The sequence below is a fragment of the Pseudomonas kielensis genome (assembly GCF_030505375.1).
GTDB classification, from domain to species: Bacteria; Pseudomonadota; Gammaproteobacteria; order Pseudomonadales; family Pseudomonadaceae; genus Aquipseudomonas; species Aquipseudomonas kielensis.
The window spans coordinates 5359268-5380081 of the sequence record NZ_CP130043.1 but is presented as its reverse complement, the minus strand read 5'-3'; the positions used below and the strand labels follow the sequence as shown (position 1 = coordinate 5380081).

The 20814-nt window shown below is 62.1% G+C and carries 15 protein-coding genes and 4 pseudogenes; 10 read left to right on the top strand and 9 right to left on the bottom strand.

The genetic code is table 11. From position 1 onward, the window contains the following. Positions 1-483: 483 nt before the first annotated feature. The 4 genes from Q1W70_RS24880 (at position 484) to Q1W70_RS24865 (ending at position 5031) form a co-directional block, all read left to right on the top strand. Entirely contained in the window at positions 484-1053 is a 570-nt protein-coding gene (locus tag Q1W70_RS24880; RefSeq protein WP_302098245.1) for a sigma-70 family RNA polymerase sigma factor, read from the top strand. Then, positions 1046-2008, top strand: a complete 963-nt coding sequence (locus tag Q1W70_RS24875) for a FecR domain-containing protein (RefSeq protein WP_265537666.1) — start codon at positions 1046-1048, stop codon at positions 2006-2008. Before Q1W70_RS24880 ends, Q1W70_RS24875 begins: the two co-directional genes overlap by 8 nt. Positions 2009-2094: 86 nt before the next feature. Next, complete coding sequence (locus Q1W70_RS24870; RefSeq protein ID WP_302098243.1) at positions 2095-4524, top strand: TonB-dependent siderophore receptor; 2430 nt, start codon at positions 2095-2097, stop codon at positions 4522-4524. A gap of 90 nt (positions 4525-4614) precedes the next feature. Further along, entirely contained in the window at positions 4615-5031 is a 417-nt protein-coding gene (locus Q1W70_RS24865; RefSeq protein ID WP_265537669.1) for an alpha/beta fold hydrolase, read from the top strand. Between the two features lie 146 nt (positions 5032-5177). Here Q1W70_RS24865 and Q1W70_RS24860 read toward each other — a convergent pair whose 3' ends face one another. The 7 genes and pseudogenes from Q1W70_RS24860 to Q1W70_RS24835 form a co-directional block, all read right to left on the bottom strand. After that, the gene (locus tag Q1W70_RS24860; protein ID WP_436799888.1) at positions 5178-6251 is read right to left on the bottom strand and encodes a methyl-accepting chemotaxis protein; all 1074 of its coding nucleotides are present in this window, start codon (positions 6249-6251) and stop codon (positions 5178-5180) included. Positions 6252-6470: 219 nt separating this feature from the next. Beyond that, a pseudogene (locus Q1W70_RS27395) lies at positions 6471-6743 on the bottom strand (PAS domain-containing protein); the annotation flags it as partial. Positions 6744-6998: 255 nt separating this feature from the next. Beyond that, positions 6999-8038 (bottom strand): annotated as a pseudogene (locus Q1W70_RS24855) (DUF2955 domain-containing protein). After that, entirely contained in the window at positions 8028-9152 is a 1125-nt protein-coding gene (locus Q1W70_RS24850; RefSeq protein ID WP_182344545.1) for an HlyD family secretion protein, read from the bottom strand. Before Q1W70_RS24850 ends, Q1W70_RS24855 begins: the two are co-directional and overlap by 11 nt. After that, positions 9149-10696 carry an efflux transporter outer membrane subunit gene (locus Q1W70_RS24845; protein ID WP_302098242.1) on the bottom strand — a complete coding sequence of 516 codons (1548 nt, stop codon included), beginning with the start codon at positions 10694-10696 and terminating at the stop codon, positions 9149-9151. Before Q1W70_RS24845 ends, Q1W70_RS24850 begins: the two co-directional genes overlap by 4 nt. An 18-nt stretch (positions 10697-10714) precedes the next feature. Further along, positions 10715-11818: an AI-2E family transporter gene (locus tag Q1W70_RS24840; protein ID WP_166592678.1), complete on the bottom strand. Its 1104-nt coding sequence runs from the start codon at positions 11816-11818 to the stop codon at positions 10715-10717. Positions 11819-12046: 228 nt separating this feature from the next. Beyond that, positions 12047-13369 carry a serine hydrolase domain-containing protein gene (locus tag Q1W70_RS24835; protein WP_182344549.1) on the bottom strand — a complete coding sequence of 441 codons (1323 nt, stop codon included), beginning with the start codon at positions 13367-13369 and terminating at the stop codon, positions 12047-12049. A 255-nt stretch (positions 13370-13624) separates the two neighbouring features. Between Q1W70_RS24835 and lpxO the strand changes: the two genes are divergently transcribed. From lpxO to ilvA, 4 genes and pseudogenes are all read left to right on the top strand, one after another. After that, positions 13625-14524 (top strand): lipid A hydroxylase LpxO, encoded by a 900-nt coding sequence (gene lpxO, locus Q1W70_RS24830; RefSeq protein ID WP_166592680.1) that lies wholly within the window; start codon positions 13625-13627, stop codon positions 14522-14524. 309 nt (positions 14525-14833) lie between these two features. Then, positions 14834-15211 carry a hypothetical protein gene (locus Q1W70_RS24825; protein ID WP_166592681.1) on the top strand — a complete coding sequence of 126 codons (378 nt, stop codon included), beginning with the start codon at positions 14834-14836 and terminating at the stop codon, positions 15209-15211. Between the two features lie 37 nt (positions 15212-15248). Then, positions 15249-16395, top strand: a pseudogene (locus Q1W70_RS24820) (PQQ-dependent sugar dehydrogenase). A gap of 192 nt (positions 16396-16587) precedes the next feature. Further along, positions 16588-17583: pseudogene (ilvA, locus tag Q1W70_RS24815) on the top strand (threonine ammonia-lyase, biosynthetic); the annotation flags it as partial. Between the two features lie 35 nt (positions 17584-17618). On the opposite strand, the gene eco reads toward ilvA, so the two are convergent. Then, positions 17619-18098, bottom strand: coding sequence for a serine protease inhibitor ecotin (gene eco / locus Q1W70_RS24810; RefSeq protein ID WP_185818037.1), 480 nt, complete (start codon positions 18096-18098; stop codon positions 17619-17621). A 362-nt stretch (positions 18099-18460) separates the two neighbouring features. Between eco and Q1W70_RS24805 the strand changes: the two genes are divergently transcribed. Further along, positions 18461-18730 (top strand): DUF1652 domain-containing protein, encoded by a 270-nt coding sequence (locus Q1W70_RS24805; protein WP_265537675.1) that lies wholly within the window; start codon positions 18461-18463, stop codon positions 18728-18730. 77 nt (positions 18731-18807) lie between these two features. Here the strand turns inward: Q1W70_RS24805 and Q1W70_RS24800 are convergent, their stop codons facing one another. Further along, positions 18808-19071: a DUF2790 domain-containing protein gene (locus tag Q1W70_RS24800; RefSeq protein ID WP_302098241.1), complete on the bottom strand. Its 264-nt coding sequence runs from the start codon at positions 19069-19071 to the stop codon at positions 18808-18810. Between the two features lie 324 nt (positions 19072-19395). Between Q1W70_RS24800 and Q1W70_RS24795 the strand changes: the two genes are divergently transcribed. Next, positions 19396-20697 carry an OprD family porin gene (locus Q1W70_RS24795; protein ID WP_302098239.1) on the top strand — a complete coding sequence of 434 codons (1302 nt, stop codon included), beginning with the start codon at positions 19396-19398 and terminating at the stop codon, positions 20695-20697. The last annotated feature ends 117 nt before the right edge of the window (positions 20698-20814 follow it).

Genomic DNA, 20814 nt, shown 5'->3' with positions numbered 1-20814 from the left:
TCGGCGACGTCTGCAGGGCCGCGAGCTTCCACCCAGTTGGATCGTTCCATGATGGCAGGTGCATTCAGTTTTTGTGCGCGCCGTCACTTCCCCCAAGGCCGTTTTCTAGTATCGCGTCAGGCAACAAGTTGAAATGCAGGATTGGATCCAACCTGATAAAGTTCGATCACCTGCCCAACTCTGGCTCTTTACCAAGCATGGATTGCTAGGCCAGCGTTGAGTAGGTTCTTGATTTCCTCCGTGTCCGCTCGGGCCTTGATGGTCTTCTAGCGACCTGCGCCAGGACAGGCGTACTGATCAATCCGCCAGAAAACCCTCCAGAGCAGGTGTCAGCCATTCTGGTTGATCTCCAGGTGCTGGCCATCCTGGCATGGCATTTTTGATGATGCCTTGTTCAATGCCGCCGCAGAGCCACATGGACGCTTTACCTTGGGGCCTGAAGCCTTTGCTTGCACGAGCACGAGCTTACACTGCTAGAATGCGATGAATTCTCATTCATATCTCTCCTATACCGTGCAGTCCACTTCCTCGGCAAACCGCCACCCGAATCAGGCCATCGCTCAGCTCTACAGCCACCATCACGGCTGGCTGCAGCGCTGGCTGCACAAGCGCCTGGGCAACGCCGCCGATGCGGGGGATCTGGCCCAGGATACGTTCGTGCGGCTGCTCAGCAGTGCATCTGGCGTGCCGCTGAACGTCACGACGCCGCGCGCCTATCTGGCAACCATCGCCAATCGCCTTTCCATCAATCTCTACCGCCGTCGCTCACTGGAGCAGGCCTACTTGACCCTGCTGGCGCAAACACCGGAAGACCTGGCACCGTCACCGGAACACCAGGCGCTGGTGCTCGAGGCCCTCGATGAGATCGACCAGGTACTGGCCCGATTGCCAGCCAGAAGCCGGCAGGCGTTCCTGATGGCGCAGTTGGAGGGGTGTACGCAGGAAGAGATCGCCCGCCGCCTCGGCCTCAGTGTGCGTTCGGTGCAACGCTATCTGGCGCGGGCTTTCGAAGAATGCATCATGCTCGCCAGCCAGGGCGCGCTGCATGAGTGATGCGCCCATCGACCGGCGCATTGCCCGTGAAGCGGCAAGCTGGTTCGTGCGCCTGCAGAACCGCGCCGCCGGGGCTGCCGAGCACGCCGCTGGCGCTGAGTGGCGGGCGCGGCACGCTGATCACGAACGCGCCTGGCAACTGGCCGAGCGCTTCAGCGAACGAAGCCAGCAGCTAGCGGGTGATGCCGCGCGGGCAGCGTTAGAGCGCCCACGCAGCCCGGATCGGCGAAAGACGCTCAAGACCCTCGCGTTGCTGATCGCCGCCGCTCCGCTCGGGTTCGCAGCACAGCAACGCCTGCCGTGGCGCGAGTGGCAGGCGGACGAGCGCACCGCCACGGGGCAGCAGCGCACGCTGCATCTGCCGGAGGGTGGGCAGATTCGCCTGAACACGGGCAGCGCCGTCGATATCGCCTACGACGACAGCGTTCGTCGCGTGCGCCTGATCACCGGAGAGATGCTTGTCGAGGTGCCCCGCGAGCATGGCAGGCGCCCATTCATTGTCGATACCGCCGAAGCACAACTCACCTTGCTCGGCAGCCGCCTTCTGGTGCGACAGTACCCGCACAGCACTTACCTTGCCGCACTGCAGGGCGCTGTCCTGGTGCGTCCGCGACTGTCACGGGCCGATGAGGGCCTGATGCACCTGGCGGCCGGCCGGCAGACCCATGTCAGTCCCCTGGCGGCACTGCCCTCAGAGGCATTGGCGCAGGATCGTCTGGACTGGATAAGCGGCGTGCTGCGCGCAGAAAAGATGCGCCTCGATGCCTTTATCCGCGAACTGGATCGCTATCGCCCCGGCCTGCTGCGGTGCGATCCAGCAGTAGCCGGGCTGTTGATTTCCGGTACCTTCCAGTTGCGTGACACCGACCAGATTCTTCACGCCCTGAGCCAGACTCTGCCGGTAAGCGTCCACTACCGTACGCCCTATTGGGTCACTCTCACGGCACGCGCGTAAACTTAATAAGAATCATTGTCGTATTTTCCTCGGGTTGCGTGTCCCTCCTGTAACCACATCAATTTTTACAGGGCTGGGACGAACACATGGCGACGAAGCAGGGCATGCAACCATTGGCGCGGGCAGTGCACGCTGGCGCACTGGGTCTGATCATTGCGGGCGGTAGCCTGATCACCGCATCGGCGCAGGCCGCCGAACAAGGCGCCCAGCACACGCGTGCCTATCATGTGCCTGCCGGTGACCTGAGCAGTTCCCTCGCCGAGTTCGCCAGCCAGGCGGAGATCACCCTGCCCATCGAGCCGGGCCTGGTAGAGGGTTTGCGCAGCCCTGGCCTGAATGCCGCCACCAGCGTGGAAGGCGGCTTGCAGCAACTGCTGCAAGGCACCGGCCTGCAAGCTTCATCGCAGGGGAGTGGGCTGTTCCTGCTGACACCGCAGGACGCCGGCACCAGCCTGGAACTGGGCGCTACCAGCATTACCGGGCAAAACCTGGTGGCGACTACAGAGAACAGCGGTTCCTACACGACCGGGGTCATGCAGACTGCCACCAAGCTGCCCTTGACCTTGCGCGAAACGCCGCAGACGGTCAGCGTGGTCACGCGCAAGCGTATGGACGACAAGGCCATGACCAGCATCAGCGATGTCGCCCAAAGCGCACCGGGGGTTTTTCTGAACAACTCCGGCGGGGCGGGGCGGCCGACATTCAGCGCTCGCGGTTTCGACATCGACAACATCATGTACGACGGTTTTCCCACCAGCTTCCTGACCTACCTGCCCAGCGGAGAGGCCAACCTGGCCATGTATGACCGGGTCGAAATCGTTCGCGGCGCCACCGGGCTGGCCCAGGGCGCCGGCAACCCGGCTGGCGCCATCAACCTGATACGCAAGCGCCCGACCCATCAATTCCAGGGCACGCTCACCGGCAGTGCCGGTAGTTGGGACGATTACACCGGCACTCTGGATGTCGGCGGCCCGCTCAATGAAAACGGCACCCTGCGCGCCCGTACCGTGGTCTCGCGCGAGGATGCCAAGAGCTTCCGGGACTCGGTGGAAAGTGATGCGGATCTGTACTACGGCGTGGTCGACGCCGACCTGAGTGAAAGCACCACCCTGACACTCGGTGGCTACCGGCAGAAGAACTACACCAACTACATCTGGGGCGGGTTGCCGATGGCCCGCGGTGGCGGTCATCTCGGGCTGCCACGTGACACCTTCCTCGGTCATGACTGGGAATATTCGGACAATCGCACTACCGGCTATTTCGCCACTCTTGAGCAAGGCTTGGCCAACGACTGGACATTACGCCTGGCAGCCATGCAATCGAAGACCGACACCGACGTGCTGGCCTCTTCGATATGGGAATACGATCGCCACTACCTATGGACCGAAGCCATGGAGCAGAAGGAAACCGGCTACGACCTGGCGCTGAGCGGCCCCTTCCAGTTGCTGGGTCAAGAGCATGACCTGAACCTGGGCGTAAGCAAGCGCAAGCTGGATTATCGTTCCGGCAAGGCCTGGAGCGATTTCATCGACGCAGGCAGCAATCTCTTCGAGTGGGATCCACGGGGTCATGACAAGCCGGATTACATCAGGGGGCCTGATGGCCTTCCCGAGACCACCACCCAGGACAGCTTCTATGCCAGTACCCGCCTGCGCTTGAGCGAGCCACTGTCGCTGATTCTCGGTGGCCGTCTGGATTGGTACGAATTCGATGACAGCGCAAACAGTGCAAGCAACTACAAGGTCACTCGCAACCTGACCCGCTATGCCGGCCTGGTCTACGACCTCAACGCCAATCACTCGGTCTATGTCAGCTACACCGATATCTTCAAGCCGCAGAGCGAGAAAGGCATAGGCGGCAACGTGATCGAGCCTGTAGTGGGTGAGAACTACGAAGTGGGCATCAAGGGCGAGTACTTTGATGGCGCACTGAATGCGAGCATGGCTGTGTTCCAGATCGACCAGAAGAATCGCGCCCAGGAGTTGCCTGATATCAAAGGTTGCGGTTCAGGCGCCGCCAGTGCCTGCTATGAGGCTGCTGGCCTCGTGCGCAGCAAGGGCATTGACCTGGAAGTCCAGGGCGCCTTGACCGACAACTGGCAACTGGCTGCCGGTTACACCTACACCCAGACCCAATACGTCAATGACGCCAACGCAGCCAAAGAAGGCGAAGACTTCGACCGCAAGAAACCACGTCAGCTATTCAAGCTGGCCACGATCTATACCCTGCCCGATGAACTGCAGCGCTGGCGTATTGGCGGTGATGTCTATGAGCAGAGCCGCATTCGCACGTCGGGGGGAACCGGTGCCACCGCATGGAAAAATCAGCAGGGTTCCTACACCGTGGTCGGTCTGGTGGGAGGCTACCAGGCCACCGAGCAACTGGATCTGCAGCTCAACGTCAACAACCTGTTCGACCGCACCTACTACAGCAGCGTGGCCAATGGCGGCTATAGCCCTTACGACATCTACGGCGACCCACGTAATGTGAAGCTGACTGCCCGCTATAGCTTCTAAGAAGCTGTTAGAAATCCCAGGTCCATCAAGCAAGACGTGTTGCCCAGCTGCATACTGCTGGGCCACGAATCCGCCTCAAGGAACGAGCCAATGATCACCCCACCTGAGCAGCTGCTGTTTTTGCCCGGCGCTTCCGGTAACACGCAGTTTTGGTGCCCGGTTGCTGAGCTCCTGAGCACCACGGCGCAGAAGAAGCATGTCGGTTGGCCCGGTTTTGGCGATACGCCATCCAGCCCAGGCGTGGCCAGCATGGATGATCTGGTCGCCCGCGTCGTTGCTGACATCGACCGGCCGAGCGCTTTGGTGGCGCAGTCCATGGGGGGCATCGTCGCGGTGCGTGTGGCGCTTGAGCATCCTGGGCTAATCACCCATCTGGTCCTGACGGTCACCTCGGGAGGGGTAGACATGTCTGACTTGGGCTTTACCCACTCACCTGCAGTGGCTGGGTTGATCGATCAGCACCTGGACTGCGGATTCTTGTCGAGCCGCCATGGTGCCTTGCCATAGCAAACTGTAAAAGTGCGAACCTCAGGCCGAGTTGAAGGGGGGAGCAGGGGCCCGCATCGTTGCGAGGTGAACAAAAAGCCCGCTCAATGGCGGGCTATCTGTCGAGGGGAGACTGCGCGTGTGCGCAGTTGCACGGTTTCTCCAGGCTATCGATTAAACCGCTCGACCAATGAGTACTGGGTGGAGGCGGTTCTGGTCAGCTCCTTGCTCAGGCCTGTCGATTGGTTGGCTTGTTCCGAGGTTTGATCGGCCAGGCTTGCGATTGTGGTGATATTGCGGCTGATTTCTTCAGCGACACACGTCTGCTCTTCAGTGGCGGTGGCAATCTGGGATGTCATCTCGGTGATGTGCGCGACGGCTTCGCTGATCCCTACCAGTGCCTTGTCGGCCTCAAGCACCCAAGCCACGCCTTCTTCGGCCTGGCGATGACCGTTCTCCATGGTTTGCACCGCGTTACTGGACGACGCCTGGAGCTTGGTGATCAGGTCATGGATCTGAGTGGTGGATTGTGAGGTGCGCTGTGCCAACTGACGGACTTCATCGGCGACTACAGCAAAGCCGCGGCCCATGTCGCCCGCGCGTGCCGCTTCGATGGCGGCATTGAGCGCCAGCAAATTGGTCTGGTCGGCGATACCTTTGATCACGTCAACCACGGTCCCGATTTCATTGCTGTCCCTGGCCAGTTGCGCAACCGTCAGGCCTGTTTCCCCGACGACCTCGGAGAGGCGTTCGATCGCCTGCCGGGTGTCTCGCGCGACCTCGCGACCGCGGCTCGTGAGCACGTTGGCTTGCTGCGTCGCATCTGCCGTACGCTGGACGTGGGTGGCGACTTCCTGAGTGGTCGCGGCCATCTGGTTGATCGCGGTAGACACCTGCTCGGTTTCAACCCGTTGTCGTTCAAGGCCTACGCAGCTGTCGCTTGCCAGTAGATCGGATTGTCGTGCAAGTGCACTCAGATGCTCGGCCGTGTCCTGCAGTCGTGTGAGGCAGGTCTGCAGGCGTGCAGCCTGGCTGAGGAATGCTGTTTCCAGGCAGGCTTGAGGGCCACGCTCATCGCTGTACATCTGGGCAATCAGTGGGTCGGACGTCGACGGTTCGGCCAACTGCAACAAGCGCAATGTTCCTCGCTGCTGCCAGCGTGATGCGAGAAAGCCAAGTGGCGCAACAATGCCTGCGGTTACCGCCAACGCCACCGGTGCATCCAGGAACAGGCCGCTCAAGGTGCCCACTACGCCTGTGGCCAGGTAGGGCAGGCAGTCAAAGAGGACCGGCAGCCAACTGTCCTGACGAGGAATTGCCGGCTTGCCTTGGCTGATGCGCTGATACAGGGATTGGGCACGACGAATCTGGTCAGCCGTTGGCTTGACCCTCACGGATTCAAATCCGGTGACCTGACTTCCTTCAAATATCGGCGTGACGTAGGCGTTGACCCAGTAGTGGTCGCCATTTTTGGTTCGGTTCTTGACGATTCCCATCCACGGGCGACCTTGCTTGAGCGCACCCCACATATGGGCAAAGACGGCGCAAGGGACATCGGGATGACGCACGATGTTTTGCGGAGCACCAATCAGGTCGGCTCTTTCAAAGCCGCTGATTTCAACAAATGCGTCATTACAGTAGGTGATAACGCCTCGAGCATCAGTTGTCGAGATCAGTTTCTGCTGAGGCGCGAGTGAAACTTCACGCTGAGTGACTGGCTGATTATTTCTCATTTCGATGGCTCCCTGGTTCCATTGAGAGGCCATCGGCTGGACGTAGAAAAAGATGAACGGCAGGTTGATTAAAATCCTTATATAACAATGAGTTGCATTTATATTTTCATCTGCGCGACGGAGTGATCCACGACTCAACGAAAAATTGACAATCCTCCTGAAGATCGCTTCAGTGCGCGGCCCTGAATACCGTCAACTGAGCAAGCGCCAGGAACCGTTGCTCGAACCGATTGGAATCCATGCCAGACGCCTGGTTCAACCCGGTGTTGAGGCCGCGCCAGCGCTTCGCCGGCGGCTGCGTTGATCCAGCAGGTGGACCATCAGGCAGGCATAGAGGGTCACCAGGATAAACAGCCCCATGCGGATCGCGAAGGCGGTGTAGACGTCCTTGCCGGCGGCGCTGTCCTGCACCGATTGGCCGAGCAGGATGATCATGGTCACCAGGGTGTTGAGCCAGAACCCCGGGCTTTGGGCGCTCGGGCGCAGGCGATAGAGCTTGCGCGCCACCAGCAGGGTGAACAGCAGGGTCCACAGGAAAAACATCCAGAGGTGCACAAACAGACTCAGCCCACACCAGAACAGAATCGCCAGCAGGCCGCCGAGCAGGGTCGAGCCGATCAGTTCGCGCCCGGCGTGGCGGGTGCCTGTGGTGGAACTCTGTTGCCCCAGGCTGACGGCCTTGAGGACGATCGGTAGATAGCTGGCCGGGTCAAGCAGCACCAGGAGGAAGGTCGGCAGCACGATCAAGGTGGCGCGCAAGGCCACTCGGGTAATCTCTGGTGCGCTGAGGGTCGGGGCCGGCGGGGGGAGGGCGCGTTACCGGGGTCGGGAAACAACCAGTGGCTCACCCCCACCGCCAGCATCGCGAGGAACAGGCCCTTTGCTAGCGCCTCGATGACGGTCACCGCCAGGCCGAAGTCGGCGACGCCGGCGGCGGAGATCAGGGTCAGGCCGATCGTCAGGAAGGTCACCACCAGGCCATTGGCGCCACGCAAACCCATGCGGAACACCACAAACAGCGCCAGCGCGACCAGCAGCACGCCGCTGGCCGGGTAGTAGCGCAATATGGGGATCAGCAGCAGGCCGACGCCGGTGGTGAACAGGGCGACCAGAATCAGACTCAGGCCGGCCTTGAACGACAGCGGCTGATTGAGTGACACCAGCAGCATCAGGGCCAGCACCGGCGCCATAAAGGGAATCGGCAGCGCCAGGCCAAAGCTGACCGTCAGGCACAGCGCCGTGCCGCAGGCCAGGCGCAGTGCGCGCTGGGCCTGGGGCGAGCGCTCAGTAGGCATACGACAGCCAGCTCATCAGCCCGAGAAACAAGTGGCCAAGGGGATTGAGGGGATTGCCGGCAGTGGGGAACGCCATGACTTCGGCCTGGCCACCGGCGCGTATTCCACGGCCGTCGCGCAGGGTGGCCAGGGACTCGGCGGAAAACTCGATGATCACCGGGAAGCGTTGCGCCGGGCGCAGCCAGTCTCGGCTGTTCTGCACGGTGGGCAGGGCCCCGGGGGAGGTCGGCTGGCCGACGCTGACGCCGTAGCCGACGCTGCGCACATGGCCGCTGAACACCTCGCCAGGCAGGGCGTCGAGGACGATGGAGACCTCGGTGTCGGGCTTGACCAGGCCGAGGTTGTTCTCGGTCATGTCGGCGCTGATCCACACATCATGGATAGCAATCAGGGTCATGACCGGGGTGCCGGCAGCCGCAAACTGCCCGGTATCGGTCCGCAGGTCGGTGATCAGGCCCGCCGAGCGTGCGCGCACCTGGGTATTGGCCAGGTCCAGTTCGGCTTTCGACAGTGCGGTGGCGGCACTGCGCAACAGGGCGTTGTCCTGATCGCTACCGCCTTCCTGCTCACGGGCGCGCTGGACTTCGGCGCGGGCGGCCGCCACCTGGCTGACCGCCTGGGCGTGGTTGGCGCGCGAGACTTCCAGCAAGCGCACGGAAATGGTCCCGCGGTCTTCCCGGTACAAACCTTCCAGGCGCTGGTTGTCCTGGCGGGTCTTGAGTTCGTTGGCCTGGGACGCGCGCAAGTTGGCTTGCGCTGCGGCAATCCCGGCGGTGCTGGCGCCGATCTGCCGGCGGGTCGATTCAAGGTCGGCGCGGGCCCGGTCGACGGCAATCTGGTACGGTTGCGGGTCGACTTCGAACAGCACGTCCCCGGCCTTGACGTCCTGGTTGTTGCGCACATTGACCTTGATCACCCGCCCGGCCACCTCGGACGCCACCGGGATGACAAAGGCGCCCACGCGCGCTTGCTGGGTATAGGGGGTGAAACGGTCTGCCAGCAGGTACCAGGCCAGGCTCAGGACGATCAGCAGCACGACCCACTTGATGCCTTTGTTCACCGGTTCGGCGGCAGGTTTGGGGGCCTTGGCGGCAGGTGGCGGGACGTCACTCATCGTTGATCACCTTGGGGAGCGGGAGCCGGGACTGGGGCGGGTTGCGGGCTGGCGGGTTCCTGCAGCAGGTCACCCCAGTCGATGCGTTGTTCCATTTGCTGGCGGGTCGGTGCAGCGATTTTCGCCTGGGCGCTGTACCAGCCGCCTCCCAGGGCTCGATACAGGGCAATCAGGTTGCTGACGGCGGTGCTGCGGCTGAGCAGGTAACTATCCTGTTGTTGCAGCAGCGCGCGCTGCGCATCGAGGACCCGCTGGAAATCCGAATAGCCCTCACGGTATTGGGCATTGGCCAGTACCAGCGAGCGTTCGGCGGCAAATGCCGCTTCACGCAGGATGCGCTCGCGCTCCAGGGCCTTGGTCAACCCGGTGGCGGCATCGTCGGCTTCACGGGCCGCCTGGCGGACCTTGTCGCGGTAGGCTTCGATCAGTTGCTGCAAGCGAGCATCCTGGACCCGTATGTTGTTGTGGATCTGCCCGTAATCGAAGATGTTCCAGCGCAAGCTGGGGCCGCCGACCAGGTCCAGGTTGTTGGAGGTGCCGCCCACCGAGTTGGCTGACCAGACGATGCTGCCCAGCAGGCTCAGGGACGGATACAGGTCCGATTCGGCGACGCCGATCAGCGCCGACTGGGCCGCGACATTCAGCTCTGCGGCCCGCACATCGGGACGGCGCAGCAGCAGTTCGGCCGGCACGTCCTGCAACACGGCGCGGTCCACCAGCGGGATCAGGCCGGTGTTCAGGTTCAGCTGGGACAGCGGCCCCGGTGGCTGCCCAATCAGCACGGCCAGGGCGTTGCGGGTGCGTGCCGCCTGGTCTTCGAGGCTGGGAATGCTGCTCAGGGTACCCAGGTACTGGGTCTTGGCCTGCTGCACGTCGAGTTCGGCGGTCTGGCCGCTGTTGAACAGTTTTTCGGTGATCTCGAAACTGCGCTTCTGCTGGGTGCTGTTTTCCCGCGCCACGCGTAACCGCGCCTCGGTGGTGCGCAGGGCAAAGTAGGTATCGGCGACCTGGGCGCGCAGCAATACCAGGACGTCTTCATAGTTGGCCTGGGCGGCGAAGTAGCTGGCGTCCGAGGACTCGATGGCGCGACTGAAGCGGCCCCAGAAATCCAGCTCCCAGCCGACATCGAAGCCGGCACTGTACTGCCAGAAGTTACTGCTCTGCGGGTTTTTGCCGCCGGCTTGGCTGCGGTTCACGTAGAGGCTGTCGGCGCTGGCCTGCTGCACTTGCGGATAGAGCCCGGCCTGGGCGATACCCAGTTGCGCACGGGCCTCCATCACTCGTAAGCCGGCGATCTGCAGGCTTGAGTTGTGGGCGTCGGCTTCGGCAATCAAGCGGTCGAGCATCGGGTCGTTGAACACCCGCCACCACTGGCGCAGGTCCGGATTGTCGCCGCGTTGGCTGGCTTGTTCGAGGGCGGCGCTGTTCCACTGCCGCGTCCATTCTTGCGCCGGACTCTGGAAGTCCGGCCCCAGGCGCACGCAGCCGCCGAGGCCGAGCAGCGCAATCAGCAACAGGTGCCCTGGATGGCAGGATCTAGGCATGCAGTGCCCTCGGCCGTGTCAGGACTGCCTCAGGTTGTCGGGCCGGGAAACGGATGGCTGGTCCTGCACCCATTGCCAGAACAACTGGTAGGCCACGGCCAGGACCACCGGGCCGATGAACAGGCCGATGATGCCGTTGGTGACCATGCCGCCCAAGGCGCCGATCAGCACCACGGGCATCGGCACGTTGACGCCGCGCCCGAGCAACAGCGGCTTGAGCACGTTATCCACCAGGCCGGCGACGAACACGTAGATAGCGAAGATGATGGTGGCGGTTGTCGCGCCTTGGTTGACCAGCACAAAGATGATCACCGGTACGGTGATCAGGGTGGCCGGTAGTTGCATGATGCCCAGCAGTAATACCGCCAGGGCCAGCAAGCCAGCAGCGGGCACGCCCATCAGGACGAACCCGGCACCCACCAGCAGCATTTGGATGAAGGCAATGCCGATCACGCCCAGGGCCACCGCGCGAATGGTTGCGGTGCACAGTTCAGTGATGGACGGGCCACGGTCTGGGCCGCAGACCCGCGACACGATGCTCACCGCGCTGCGGCTGCCGCTTTCACCGTAGGCCATGAAGATCCCGGCGATGATCAGGGCAAAAATGAAGATCAGGAAACCCGCGCCGGCGCCGGCCAGCTTGCTCAGCAGGGCGAGGCTGACTTGCTTGATCTCGGGGATGTACTTTTGCACCAGCAGCGGCAGGTCGGTGACGGCTTGCATCCACAGGCCATGGAGTTTTTCGCCGATCAGGGGCCAGGTGGCGACCGAGTCAGGCGGAAGCGGGATATGCACGGTGTCGGCCCGGACAATGTTCATGGCGCTTTCCACCGAGCTGACGATCGAGGTGCCCAGCAGATAGACCGGCACCAACAGGATCAGCACGGCGATCAGCACCATCAGGGTCGCCGTGTGCCCGCCACGGGTGCCCAGCCTGCGGCTGAGCGTGCCGTGCAACGGATACAGGGTGATCGCCAGAATCACCGACCACAGCATCAAGTCCAGAAACGGGCTGAAAATGCGAAAGCAGAACAGCAGAAGGACCGCGAGCAGCCCCGCGCGGATCAGGACATCAAACATATCCCGGGAGAAGGATTTCTCGGTGAGAGGGGTGGGTAGCATGGAGAGCCTCCGGGGGCGGACAGCAACGGCATGAGAAGGGTAAAACCAGCATAGACGCTCCATTGGAAATGATGGGGGTGTCGAATCGACGATTTTCATCCACCAGCACACCGCCGGAGCAGCCGGGGGGGCGCTAGTGGAGGCCAGGCAGGCGAAAAACACTAATCAATAATGCTCATTAATTTGTTGGATCAGCCTGGCGCCGTCGCCAGCACGGGTCGGCCTGGCTCAAGGTTGCTGGAGCAGGTGCTGCGCCAGGGCGGCGAACGCCGCAAGGGTCACCGGGTCGTTGGCGGCGTTGCCCGCCACCGGGTGCGAGGCGAAACGGGCGATGACCATCTGCGCCTGCGGGTCGATGTACAGGCTTTGCCCGTGCACGCCGCGGGCCATGAAGGCGCGGTTCGGGTTGTGGCTGACCCACCACATGTTGCGGTAGCTCCAGCCCTGCAACAGGCCATAACCGGCCTTGGCGAAGGCCGCCTTGTCGCCACCGCCACGGATCTCGTCGACCACGGCCTTGGGCACGATCTGCTCGCCGTTGGCCTGCCCGTCATTGCGCAGCATTTCACCGACCCGGGCCATGTCCCGCAACCCGGCGTTGAATCCACCACCGGCAAAGGGGGTGCCGATGCTGTCCACGCTGAAATAGGCGTCCTGTTCCATGCCCAGGCGACTCCAGATACGTTGCGACAGGAGCTGGGCGACGTTTTGCCCCGTGACCCGGGCGATCACCCAGCCCAGTACGTCGGTGTTGATGGTCTTGTAGGCAAAGGCATCGCCGTGGCGGCCCTGGGCTTGCACACTTTGCAGAAACTCATAGTAGCTGCGCGGACCACGGTAATCCTTGGGCTTGGGCAGGGGATTGCCGGCATTGGCATGGGCCCAGATTTGGGCGTCGGGGTTGGCATAGTCTTCGCTGTACTTAAGGCCCGTGGTCATGTCCAGCACCTGGCGCAGCGTCGCGTTGCCAAAGGCCGAGTTCGCCAGCTCCGGGACGTAGTCGTCGACGCGCTTGGCCGGGTCGAGCTTGCCTTCGGCGACCAGGGTTGCCCCCAGGATCCCGACCAGGGATTTGGTCACCGACATGGCTGCGTGCTGGCCTTGGGGCGTCAACACGCCAAAGTAGCGCTCGTACACCACCTTGCCGCGATGCAGCACGACAATCCCGTCGGTGTAGGTGGCGGACAGCGATTGTGCCCAGGTGAGGGGCTGATGGCTGTCCAGGGTGTTGAACGACAGGGCGTCGATGGCGCGGTCGGGCGCCTGTACCAGCACCGACGGCGCCGCCAGCCCGCGCGAGACGTTCAGGGTGGGCATCAACTGGCGAAAGTTGGAGAAGCTCCAGCGCAGCGCCGGAAATTGGTAGTAGCTGCCATCGGCGAACCGAATGATGCGCGCAGGCGGCGGTGGCGAACCGACCATCCAGCCGAGCGTTGCCGGGTCGCTGGCGACGGCGTCGGGGTAATCAATGGCGCCGGCGGACGCGCAGGTCAGGCTGGTGAGCACGCCGGCGAACAGCGAAAGGGCGGTCAAGCGCGGAGCTGGCTTCATTAGGTGAATCTTCCATGAACAGGGGCAGGTATCGGGAGATGTTGCCCGGGTGGCAAGGGTGCCGGGTTATCGGCACTACATCCAGCCTACCGTTTTTCACATTTGTTCGTTTTCCCTACGTTACAAACTGTGACTAAAATGCGCGGCGATGGTGCGTGCTGGCGTTGTGCTCAGTAGCGCCTGAACCTCAAATGTTGCGTTGATCCACGTCCGATGGTGCGCAACGTGTTTTTTTCCGACCAGTGATTATTTTTCGTGAAGCTGATCTTTGTTTCCCTTTACCTGCTATCCATCGCCTACGTGCACCTGCGCGGTCGCGTTCGGCACAAGCTGGGTCGCCAGCTAAGCGATCATTCGAGCTTCCTGGCGCCGATCAACTGCTTTCTTTATCTGTTTTCCAAACTGCCGAACCGGCCGTACCTGGACCCGCGCGACTTCCCCGATCTGAGCCCGTTACAGGCCCATTGGCAGGAAATTCGCGAAGAAGGCCAGAACCTGCTGCGGGCAGGGGAGATCAAGCGCTCGGAGCAGTACAACGACGTGGGTTTCAATTCGTTCTTCAAGACCGGCTGGAAACGTTTCTACCTGAAGTGGTACGGCGAGAGTCATCCTTCGGCGACCAAGCTGTGCCCGCGCACCACTGAACTGGTCCAGAGCATCGGTTCGATCAAGGCGGCCATGTTTGCCGAGTTGCCACCGGGTTCGAAACTGGTGCGCCACCGTGACCCCTACGCGGGTTCCTATCGTTATCACCTGGGCCTGGACACGCCGAATGACCCTGGTTGCTACATCGAGGTCGACGGCGAGCGTTATCACTGGCGCGATGGCGAGGCGGTGATGTTCGACGAGACCTACATCCATTACGCGCAGAACACCACCCAGGCCAATCGCATCATCCTGTTCTGCGACGTCGAACGGCCATTGAAGTACCGCTGGGCGGCCGCGTTCAACGCCTGGTTCAGCCGCACGGTGATGTCCGCCGCCGGCGCGCCCAACGATGCCGGCGATAAAACCGGCGGGATCAACCGCGCGTTCGCCCGGCTGTACAAGATCCGTTTGCGCGGCAAGGAATTGAAGAAGCGCAATCGCACGCGTTACTACCTGGAGAAGTGGGCAATCTTCGGTGCCTTGCTGGCCGTGATCCTCTGGATCTAGGGTCTTTTCGCCCCCCCAGGCGTTGCCACATCTTTGCGCTCAGGCGCTGGCGATGGTTGAGGTCGGCCCAAGGGTCGGCCTTCAGCCCGCGCAATCGCTCACCGAGTTTGTCCACCATCCATGCCTGGGCGCTGCGCCCCCCTTCGCCAGTTCATCACGACTGACCCGCTTGCAGTCCACTGCCAGGTGGCATGCGTTGATCGCCAGCCCTGCAACATCTTGTCTGGGAGTATTTCCTTCACAGCAGCGAACCCTGGGCGTAGCGTGGTATCGAAGACCTTATCGGCATGACACTGGAGGACCTCCATCATGAGCAGGTACGTGTTGGCTGTATCGCTGCTGGCGTCGACCTTGCTGGGGTCGATGGCGCAGGCGCAGGACGATCCGGACCGGATCGCCGCACTCGCAGGGCCCGGCCTGGTGGTGGCGCAGAACCTGCCGGGCGCCAGTAACAACAATCCCTATAACAACCCGATTCGCCGGGCCAACCCCAACAGCATGCAGGGCACGCGACCGGCGGCACCGGTGATTCGCGCGCCTAACACCGTGCCGGTACCGCGCCCGCCGACCCTGGACAACGGTGGCATTGGCAACGGTTACCCGCGTCCCAATGCCACCCCGGGCACGGTCCGGCCCTATGTCTCACCCGCGCCCCCTCCCAGAGACCCGGACACCAGCAACCGCTGATGACCCCGTGCCAACGATCGCAATAAAGGACGTGTGAATGTCAGGAAAAACTCTACTGGCGACCCTGTTGGGCAGCGCCCTGATGATTGCGCTGCCGGTGTCGGCGGCCGCTGTCCAGCAACTGCCGAGCGAGCTGGGCAGCGTGTCGGTGACCCAGGTCAGCCAGGGCCTGGAACACCCCTGGGCCCTGGCGTTTCTCCCCGATCAGCAGGGCATCCTGGTGACCGAGCGGCCGGGCAACCTGCGGATCATCAACGCCGATGGCACACCCTCGGCGCCATTGAGCGGGGTGCCCAGTGTCTGGGCCAAGGGCCAGGGTGGCCTGCTGGACGTGGCGCTGTCTGCGCAATTCAAGAGTGACCGCCTGGTGTACCTGTCCTACGCCGAAGGCGATGGGGCCGGGGCCAAGGCCGGCACTGCCGTCGGCCGTGGCCGCTTGTCCAGGGACCTCAAGGCGCTGGAGGATTTCCACGTGATCTTCCGCCAGGAGCCCAAGCTCTCCACCAGTAACCATTTCGGCTCACGCCTGGTGTTCGACCGTGACGGCTATCTGTTCATCACCCTGGGCGAGAACAACGTGCGCGAAACGGCGCAGGACCTCGACAAGCTGCAAGGCAAGGTGGTGCGCATCTACCCGGACGGCCAGGTGCCCAAGGACAATCCGTTTGTCGGTCAGGCCGGGGTACGTCCGCAGATCTGGTCCTATGGCCAGCGCAATCCACAAGGGGCGGCCCTCAACCCCTGGAGTGGCGAGCTCTGGGAGAACGAGCACGGGCCCAGGGGCGGCGATGAGCTGAACATTATCGCGCGGGGTAAAAACTACGGTTGGCCCTATGCAACCCACGGCATCAACTACTCCGGGCAGCCCATCCCTGAAGCTCGCGGCCAGACCGCCGAAGGGACCGTCGGCCCCCATCACGTCTGGCTGCAGTCACCGGGCATCAGCGGCATGGCGTTCTACGACAGCGACCGGTTCAAGGCCTGGCAGCACAGTGTGTTCATTGGCGCGCTGGCGACCCAGGAACTGATTCGCCTGCAGTCTCGAGGGCGACAAGGTGGTGCATGAGGAGCGTTTGCTCGGTCAACTGAAAGCGCGGATCCGCGATGTACGCCAGGGGCCGGACGGCTACCTCTATGTGCTGACGGACGAACAGAACGGTGCGCTGTACAAGATCGGCCTGTAGGCCGGGGATTGACTTGCCGGCGCGCCGGGGCTAATTTCCGGGCATGACTTTCCCCGTATCGCGCCGCCAGCCAAGCATTATTATTACCGCCATTCCGGATTTGGCGGGCTAGCTGACGGCTGCACCCAACCCGCCCTTGAGGCGGGTTTTGTTTTTCTGTCTCCAGGGCCTGACGCACTTCAGGAGACATCAATGGACATGCCCACCGCCGGCCAGCCACTGCTGGCGCACTATGTGAAAAAAATCCTCGCCGCACCGGTCTATCAACTGGCGGTGCGTACGCCGTTGCAAGCCGCGCCCGCGCTGTCCCAGAGGCTGGACAACCAGGTCCTGCTCAAGCGTGAAGACCTGCAGCCGACTTTCTCCTTCAAGATTCGCGGCGCCTACAACAAGCTGGCCCACCTGAGTGAGGCCCAGAAAGCCGGCGGCGTGATCACCGCGTCGGCCGGGAACCACGCCCAAGGTGTGGCGTTGGCCGCGCGGGAACTGGGGATCGACGCCTGTATCGTCATGCCCGAATCGACACCAGAGCTGAAGGTGATTGGCGTGCGCAGCCGTGGCGCACAGGCGCTGCTGCACGGCGCCAGTTTCCCGTTTGCCCTGGAGCATGCCTTGAAACTGGCACGCGAGAGCGCTCGCACTTTCGTCTCGCCGTTCGACGACCCGGATGTAATTGCCGGGCAGGGCACCGTGGCCATGGAAATCCTGCGCCAGCATCCGGGGCACCTGGATGCGATCTTCGTTCCGGTCGGTGGCGGCGGGTTGATCGCAGGCATCGCCGCCTACGTCAAATATTTGCGGCCGCAGATCCGCATCATCGGCGTGGAGTCCGAGCATTCGGCCTGTCTGCAGGCGGCGATGGCGGCAGGGGAGCCGGTGATGTTACCGAGTGTGGGGAGTTTCGCCGATGGGGTCGCCGTGGCACAGATCGGTGCCCACGGTTTTGCCATATGTCGCGACTACGTGGATCAGGTGCTGACCGTCAGTAACGACGAGTTATGTGCTGCCATCAAGGATATCTACGACGATAGCCGCTCGATCACCGAACCTTCCGGTGCCTTGGCCGTGGCGGGGATCAAGCAGTATGTGGCGCGCAATGGGATCAAGGGGCAGACGCTGGTGGCCATCGATTCCGGCGCCAACATCAACTTCGACAGTTTGCGCCATGTCGCCGAGCGCGCCGCCTTGTGCGGCGCGTCGGCTTGAGCCGTGGGCCGGCAGGGTTACTGCTGGACGGCTTTCTCGACCTTGTCGGAGGCCGACCAGATGCGGTAGCGCACTTCGATGTCCTTGGGCACGTAGAGCACGATCGGCAGCTTGCTGTTGTAGCGCAGCATGAAGCCATCGCCGACCACGGGCACGAAGGCTTCCGTACGCTTGCCGTCAGGGCAGGCCATCAGGGTGCTCATGGGGCCGATGACCTTGTCCATCCGATAGAACGGATAGCCCCAGCCTTCGAGGTTCTTTTCTTCCAGAATGCCGCCCAGGCGTGGGTTGTTGCAGTCAACGCTCATGCTCTTGCCGGCGAGGATCTCGACCTGGAAGTTGTTTTCCGCAGTTTGCGGGGCGAGGTGAATGACCTGCCGGGTAAAACCCTTGTCCGCTTTCGGAAAAGGCGCGACGTCTTCGAGTGGGGTGGCCAGGGCCTGGGTCGACAGACCGGCCAGCAGCACAGTCATGATGCTTAGGTGAGAAGAGCGCATGATGCCTCCTTGCGTAGGGTGAATTCGGTAAGCGCGAGCATTCTTACCGTGGCGCTCGCCTAATGCAAACCGCAGGGGCCCAGCTGGCAAATTGCAGGATGTTTTAGCGCGATTCTTGCGTTTTGCATGAGTGCTGTTGTTGCGGCCTGACCTAAGGTACTGATTTGTTGATGAACGGACGCGCGCGATGTTGGGCATGTTTTATGCTCCGTTCCTATGAAACGCATCATGTAAAAAGTATCGAGAGTGTTTCATGACACAACCCGAGCCGAGAAAAATCGCGAAGCAAAGGAAAGAACCGGCCCAGCCCGCAGAGGCTGAGAAAAAAACAGTGTTCGCTCGATGAAAAGGAGAGCCAGCTTATGTTTCTGTCTGCCCTGGAACTGCGCAATATCATTGAAAGCAGTTTTTTGCCAAAACGCTGCCAATGCACGCTGTCACCGGACTTGTCCATGACCATCAAGATCTTCGGTGACCATCAGACCGATCAGATCGACCTGGTGGTCACCGGGATCGACGCCAGCACCCTCAATGGTTGCCGCGAAATCAACGAACTGATTGCCGAGCTGCGCCATGACCTGGCGTTCAGGCCCGGTAACCATGCGATCGAGCCGAAACTGCGGGCATTCTAAGCCCGCGCTCTAAGCGCTCGACCCAGATGCACCGGGCGTGGTCGTGAAGCCAGGCCCGGCGCGGCTCACCTCGCGGTTCAGTTCTGATAGCTACAGGCGTGCGAGAGCTTCTGATAGCTGATGCCCTCCTGTTTGCCCTGGTTGTCGATAAACGTCATCTGCGCCGTGACCACCTTGCACTCCTGGGTGCTGGGTTCGGTCATGGAGATCACGTGTTTCACATGCAGCGACATGCCGTAGTGATAGGGCACAGGTGCAGCGGTGCTGGTGTCGGCCAGTGCCAGTCCGGACGCCCCGGTGCTGGCGAGGGCAGAGGCAAGCAGGAGGATTCGCAGGTTCATGAGTAGTCTCCGCAGCGGGCTTGAAGTCGGCGCGGCATGCTGGATGCCGGCCCTGCCGCGTGGGGCGCCAGAGAGTGCTGCGCGAACGCGGTCCAGTCACTGTTGGACCACAGAATTAACCGGAGGTTAAGGCGATGTGTGCTGATTTTTCGCCAGCGGATTTCAGACTAAAGTCGCCTGCCGGGTAAACAAGCCTTATGCCATCATTGGCGATCATCCGTTGTCACTTCCCCTTGTATTCCCCAGCCTTGTCCGGCGGGGAGTGCGCGTTATTTGTGTTGGTTGATTGACCCGTCGCACAGATGCACTGCTGGAGCTTTTTTCATGCGTCCCCCGTATTCCCTCATCACACCGTGCCCGGCTCTGGGCCTCGGCGCCCTGGCCCTGTGCGCAGGTTTTAGCACCGCCACCCAAGCCAGTGGTTTCATCGACGACAGTCACGCCAGCCTCGAGTCGCGTACGGTGTATTTCAACCGCGACTTTCGTGATGGCCACAGCAGCAACCCGCAAGGTGCGTCCAAGCGCGAAGAGTCCGCCCAGGGTTTTATCCTCAACCTGCAGTCGGGTTTCACCGAAGGCACTGTGGGCTTTGGCCTGGATGCACTGGGCATGCTCGGGCTCAAGCTCGATTCCAGTGCCGACAGCAGCAACAGCGGCCTGCTACCGTCCTCCGGCAGCAACCCCCGTGGTTCGCAAGATCAATACGCCAAGCTCGGCCTGACGGGCAAAATGCGCATCTCGCGCAGTGAATTGAAGTACGGTTCCCTGTTGCCGGATATGCCCCTGCTCAAATACAACGATGGGCGCCTGCTGCCGACCCAGTTCAACGGCGCCTTGCTGACGTCCAGGGAACTCAAGGACCTGACCTTGACCGCCGCCCGCCTGGACCAGTACACCGCTCGGGATTCCACCGACCGGCAAGACATCCGCGTGCACTGCAAGAACAAGCGCTACGCCTGCAACATCAACGCCGATCACTTCGACCTGTATGGCCTGGACTACAAGTTCAACGAGCGCCTGAGTGCGCAGTACCAGTACGCAGAGCTCGATGAGATCTACCGTCAGCACTTTGTTGGCTTACTGGGTAACCAACCCTTGGGCCCGGGGCTGCTCAAGGCTGATCTGCGTTTGCTCAGTAGTGCCGACACTGGCGCCGCACGCGCCGGGAATATCGATAACCGCGCCTTGAGCGCGATGCTCGGCTACGCCATCAGCGGCCACACCTTCAGTGCCGGCTGGCAGCGGATGATCGGCGACACCTCGATGCCCTACCTGGATGGCAGCAACCCGTATCTGGTCAATTACGTACAGGTCAACGACTTTGCCGCGGCCCAGGAGCGCTCCTGGCAGGTGCGCTATGACTATGACTTCAAGGCAGTGGGCATCAATGGCCTGAGCTTCCTGACCCGTTACGTCAGCGGTGACCAGATCAAGGTGGCGGGCAGTGAGCAAGAGGGCAAGGAATGGGAGCGTGACAGCGAGCTCAAGTACGTGATCCAGGGCGGCACGTTCAAGGACCTGAGCCTGCGCTTGCGCAGCGCGACCTACCGCACCAACTACGAGGCGGTGGCGCGTGACGTGGATGAAACGCGGCTGATTGTCAGCTACAACTTTTCAGTGTTGTAGGGCCAGGGGCGGCGCTGTGCTTGCCCGCGATAGCGCTTGTTACCAGCATGACAGGGCGCTTTATCGTTTATTCACGCCCTGATCATGCCTTTTCGTCATCAAGTTGCCAGCCGCGGT